The organism is Caballeronia sp. (genome assembly GCF_049581465.1).
Classification (GTDB): Bacteria; Pseudomonadota; Gammaproteobacteria; order Burkholderiales; family Burkholderiaceae; genus Caballeronia.
In genome coordinates this window covers 1-4,514 of sequence record NZ_JBAUSA010000076.1, presented here as the reverse complement: position 1 = coordinate 4,514, position 4,514 = coordinate 1, and the positions used below count along the sequence as shown (strand labels likewise).

Annotated in this window: 6 protein-coding genes; 1 reads left to right on the top strand and 5 read right to left on the bottom strand. The window is 62.5% G+C overall.

Annotated features, from left to right (window positions below; genetic code table 11):
- The coding region (locus WCA53_RS01810) for a glycosyltransferase (RefSeq protein ID WP_423904855.1) at positions 1 to 571 on the top strand (571 nt) is incomplete at its 5' end.
- Positions 572 to 618: 47 nt separating this feature from the next.
- Here WCA53_RS01810 and ureG read toward each other — a convergent pair.
- The 5 genes from ureG to WCA53_RS01785 form a co-directional block, all read right to left on the bottom strand.
- Positions 619 to 1,281: an urease accessory protein UreG gene (gene ureG / locus WCA53_RS01805; protein WP_423904853.1), complete on the bottom strand. Its 663-nt coding sequence runs from the start codon at positions 1,279 to 1,281 to the stop codon at positions 619 to 621.
- Between the two features lie 14 nt (positions 1,282 to 1,295).
- Positions 1,296 to 1,976, bottom strand: coding sequence for an urease accessory protein UreF (locus tag WCA53_RS01800; RefSeq protein ID WP_423904861.1), 681 nt, complete (start codon positions 1,974 to 1,976; stop codon positions 1,296 to 1,298).
- Positions 1,963 to 2,604, bottom strand: a complete 642-nt coding sequence (gene ureE / locus WCA53_RS01795; RefSeq protein ID WP_423904851.1) for an urease accessory protein UreE — start codon at positions 2,602 to 2,604, stop codon at positions 1,963 to 1,965. The genes WCA53_RS01800 and ureE overlap by 14 nt, the downstream gene beginning before the upstream one ends.
- Before the next feature lie 7 nt (positions 2,605 to 2,611).
- A complete protein-coding gene (gene ureC / locus WCA53_RS01790; RefSeq protein ID WP_423904849.1) occupies positions 2,612 to 4,318 on the bottom strand; it encodes an urease subunit alpha in 1,707 nt (568 codons plus the stop codon).
- Between the two features lie 22 nt (positions 4,319 to 4,340).
- A partial coding sequence (locus WCA53_RS01785) for an urease subunit beta (RefSeq protein WP_423904858.1) occupies positions 4,341 to 4,514 on the bottom strand: 174 nt, incomplete at its 5' end.

Genomic DNA, 4,514 nt, shown 5'->3' with positions numbered 1-4,514 from the left:
GTTCACCGCGTTGCGGGCTCGCGTACCCGAGGCGTTGCTGATTCTCGTGCCGCGTCATCCGCAACGGTTCGACGAAGTGGCTGAACTGGTCGATGCAGCCGGTTTGTCGTGCGTGCGGCGTTCGGCGTGGGCGGGACGTCCGGCTGCAGCGGGATCGGGTATCGAAGCCGCGCCCGCGTTGCCGTCAAGCGTGAACGTGTTGCTCGGCGATTCCATGGGCGAGTTGGGCGCGTATTACGCGGCGTCGGACCTGGCGTTTATCGGCGGGAGCTTGTTGCCGCTCGGCGGGCAGAACCTGATTGAAGCCTGCGCGGCTGGCGTGCCCGTGTTGATCGGGCCGCATACGTTCAACTTCACGCAAGCGACCAATGACGCGATTGCGGAAGGCGCGGCGCTGCGGGTCAGCGATCCATCGGCGCTGGCGCGGGGGCTGCGGGATATTTTCACCGACAAGTCGCGCCGGCTGGCCATGTGCGGGGCGGCATCGGCGTTCGCGGCGAAGCACCGCGGGGCGACGGTGAGGACGGTGGCGGTGCTGGGGGCGTTGCTGGATGCGCGGGAAGATGTTTGAGATGGGGCTGCGCCCAAAGGTCATTCACCGCCGGCACATCAGGTCTTTCAAACCCCCAACAACCCCTTCTTCTCGATAAACCGAATCACCGTATCCAGCCCGCCGAGCGCTTTCAGGTTGCACATCACGAATGGCCGCTCGCCGCGCATCTTCTTCGCGTCCGACGCCATGATGTCCAGATTCGCGCCCACGTATGGCGCGAGATCGGTCTTGTTGATGACCAGCAAGTCTGACTTCGTAATGCCCGGGCCGCCCTTGCGCGGGATCTTCTCGCCGCCGGCGACATCGATTACGTAGATCGTCAGATCCGACAACTCCGGGCTGAACGTAGCCGCAAGATTATCCCCGCCGGATTCGATGAACACGATATCCGCGTCCGGGAAACGCTCGATCATCTGGTCGACGGCTTCAAGATTAATCGATGCATCTTCGCGAATGGCGGTGTGCGGGCATCCGCCCGTTTCAACGCCCATGATCCGCTCGGCGGGCAACGCTCCCGCGACCGTGAGCAGACGCTGATCTTCTTTCGTGTAGATGTCGTTGGTGATGGCGACCAGGTCGTACTTGTCGCGCATTGCCTTGCAAAGCATTTCGAGCAAGGTGGTCTTGCCCGACCCGACCGGCCCGCCGACACCCACGCGCAACGGCGGGAGCTTTTTGGTTCGGCGAGCGGCAGCGGAATACGTAGGTGCGTGCTTGGGTGTGTTCATTTTGTATTGGTGCTTCAAGAGCGAAACAGCCGCGAATACTGCGACTCGTGGCGCGCGGAAAGGATGCCGAGTTGAGGCGCGAAAGTGTTGATGCCATCCGGCGATGTAGCGAGCGCCTGCTGCACGGCGGTATCGATAGCGTCGCGCAACGCGACGATAATCCGCTGCCCCGCGACCTGACCGAGCGGCACGGCTTTCAACGCCGCAGCGGCCTGGTTTTCGACCCACGCGAACGCATAGGCGGCGAGGGTGGAGTCGGTGGCGGCGCCTTGCGTAAAGGCTGCAAAAGCGAATGCGGTGGGTTGCGAGACCGGCTTCAACGCGTTCAATGTTGCAAGGCGCGCGCTATCGCCCCATTCGAGTTGCGTACATAACTGCGCCAGCGACCAGCCCATTTGCTGCGTCTCGCGACGTAATTCCGCCGATTCGCGGCTGGCAAGGAATTCTTCGTCGGCGGCGGCCAGGGCTTGTGCTTCGTGATTGCGCCAGCGCTCCATCTGGTGCGCGAGCAATGGCAGCTCGCCGCGCGCCAATACGTTTGAAAGGCCGCTGGCGATCCATTCACGCGCGGTATCGCCGTCATGGATCAAGCCGTGCTCAATCGCCGATTCAAGGCCCTGCGAGTAGCTGAATGCGCCAATAGGCAACGCGGGCGATGCCAGGTGAAGCAGGGCAGTCAGCTCAGCGATGCGCATGGGTGTGACCGTGGGCATCATGATCATGGTCTTCATGAGCCTCGTGCCCTTCGTGCTCGTGATCATGGCCGCATTGCGAATGGTCGCCGTGGTCGTGGCCCGCAGCGTGCGCGTGCCCATGATGTTCATCGAAGACCTTTTGCGCTAGCGCGTAGTCCTCAACGAACGTCTCGTCATGCCCATGTTTATGACCGCCGCCATACGCACCCGTCTCCGGCTGGAACGGCAGCGTCGCATGTTCGACGTGCGCGCCGATGCGTTTCAACATGTCCTCAAGCACCGGATCGGCTTCGAGTTTCAAATGCTCCGCGCCGACTTCGACCGGCGTGTGCCGGTTGCCCAGGTGATAGGCGGCGCGCGTGAGCGTAGGAACATCGTGGGCATGGACCACTAGAACTTCCTGTGGTGCAGCGATCACGCGCACGAGCGCGCCATCGTCGGCCACCAGCACATCACCGTCTCGCAACACCGTCCCACGCGGCAGCACCAGCGCGACTTCCTCGCCGTTGTCCAGGGTCGTGGCTAGGCGGCTCTTGCAGCGGTCATCGAAGGCCAGCGTCAACGTCGGTGCGCGCTTGATCAACACGGCTGCCAGTTTTACTTCGATACGTTTGTCAATCGTGCGCATGTGCGTCTCAGAAGAGGAAGTAACGTTGCGCCATGGGGAGAACCGTTGCGGGCTCGCAAGTCAGCAATTGCCCGTCGGCCACCACTTGATACGTCTCCGGATCGACGGTAATCGAGGGCATGTACGCGTTGTGAATCATGTCGGTCTTGGAGATGTTGCGGCAGTTCTTCACTGCAACAACCTGCTTCTTCAAGCCATACCGGTCGCCCACGCCGTCGTCCATCGCCATCTGCGATACAAACGTCAGCGATGTCTTGCCCAGCGCTCCGCCGCGCGTCGCGAACATCTCGCGATAATGCACCGGCTGAGGCGTCGGGATGGATGCGTTCGGGTCGCCCATCTGCGCGACCGCGATCATGCCGCCCTTCAGGATCATCGCGGGCTTTACGCCGAAGAACGCCGGCTCCCAGAACACGAGATCGGCCCATTTTCCGGGCTCGATGGAACCCACTTCGTGCGCGATGCCGTGCGTGATCGCCGGGTTGATCGTGTACTTGGCAACGTACCGTTTCGCGCGGAAATTGTCGTTGCGTGCGGTGTCCTCGGGCAGCGCGCCGCGTTGCGTTTTCATCTTGTGCGCGGTCTGCCACGTGCGCATCACCACCTCGCCGACACGGCCCATCGCCTGCGAATCGGAGGAGAGCATGGACAACGCGCCAAGGTCGTGAAGGATGTCTTCAGCGGCAATCGTCTCGCGACGAATCCGCGACTCGGCAAACGCGATATCTTCCGCAATCGATGGATCGAGGTGATGGCAGACCATCAGCATGTCGAGGTGTTCGTCGAGCGTGTTGATGGTGTAAGGACGCGTGGGGTTGGTGGAGGAGGGCAGCACGTTCGGCTCGCCGCACACCTTGATGATGTCCGGCGCATGGCCGCCGCCCGCGCCTTCCGTGTGATATGTGTGGATCGTGCGGCCCTTGAACGCGGCCACGGTCGTTTCCACAAAGCCCGCTTCGTTCAGCGTGTCCGTGTGGATGGCGACTTGCGTGTCGGTATCGTCGGCCACGGACAAGCAGTTGTCGATCGCGGCCGGTGTCGTGCCCCAGTCTTCGTGCAGTTTCAAACCGATTGCGCCCGCCTTGATCTGTTCGAGCGCCGGCGCCGGCACGCTGACATTGCCCTTGCCGAGAAAGCCGAGATTGACCGGCCAGCCATCGGCGGCTTGCAACATGCGTTCAAGATGCCATGGACCCGGCGTGCAGGTCGTGGCGTTCGTTCCCGTTGCAGGACCCGTGCCGCCGCCGAGCATCGTCGTGATACCGCTCGCGAGTGCCTCGTCGATTTGCTGCGGGCTGATGAAGTGAATATGCGAGTCAATCCCTCCCGCCGTCACGATCATGCCTTCGCCGGCGATGACTTCGGTCGCCGCGCCAATGGCAATTGTCACGCCCGGTTGGATGTCCGGATTCCCGGCCTTGCCGATTGCAAACACGCGGCCGTTCTTGATGCCGATATCCGCCTTCACGATCCCCCAATGATCCAGGATCAGTGCGTTCGTCACGACCGTGTCGACCACGTCGGCGTGAACGCGCTGCGACTGGCCCATGCCGTCGCGAATCACCTTGCCGCCGCCGAATTTCACCTCTTCGCCATAGGTCGTGAAGTCGCGTTCGACTTCGATCAGGAGGTCGGTATCGGCGAGACGCACGCGGTCGCCGGTGGTCGGGCCGAACATTTCCGCGTAAGCGCGGCGTCCGATGCGTAGCGTCATTTCGATAATCCTGAAGTTGAGATCAAAGCGGACCCATCACAAGGCCGTTGAAGCCGTAGACTTTCCGATCGCCTGCCAGCGCCACGAGTTCAACCGTGCGTTCCTGGCCGGGCTCGAAGCGCACGGCGGTGCCGGCGGCGATGTTCAGGCGAAAGCCGCGGGCCTTGTCGCGATCGAACGCGAGCGCCGTGTTGGT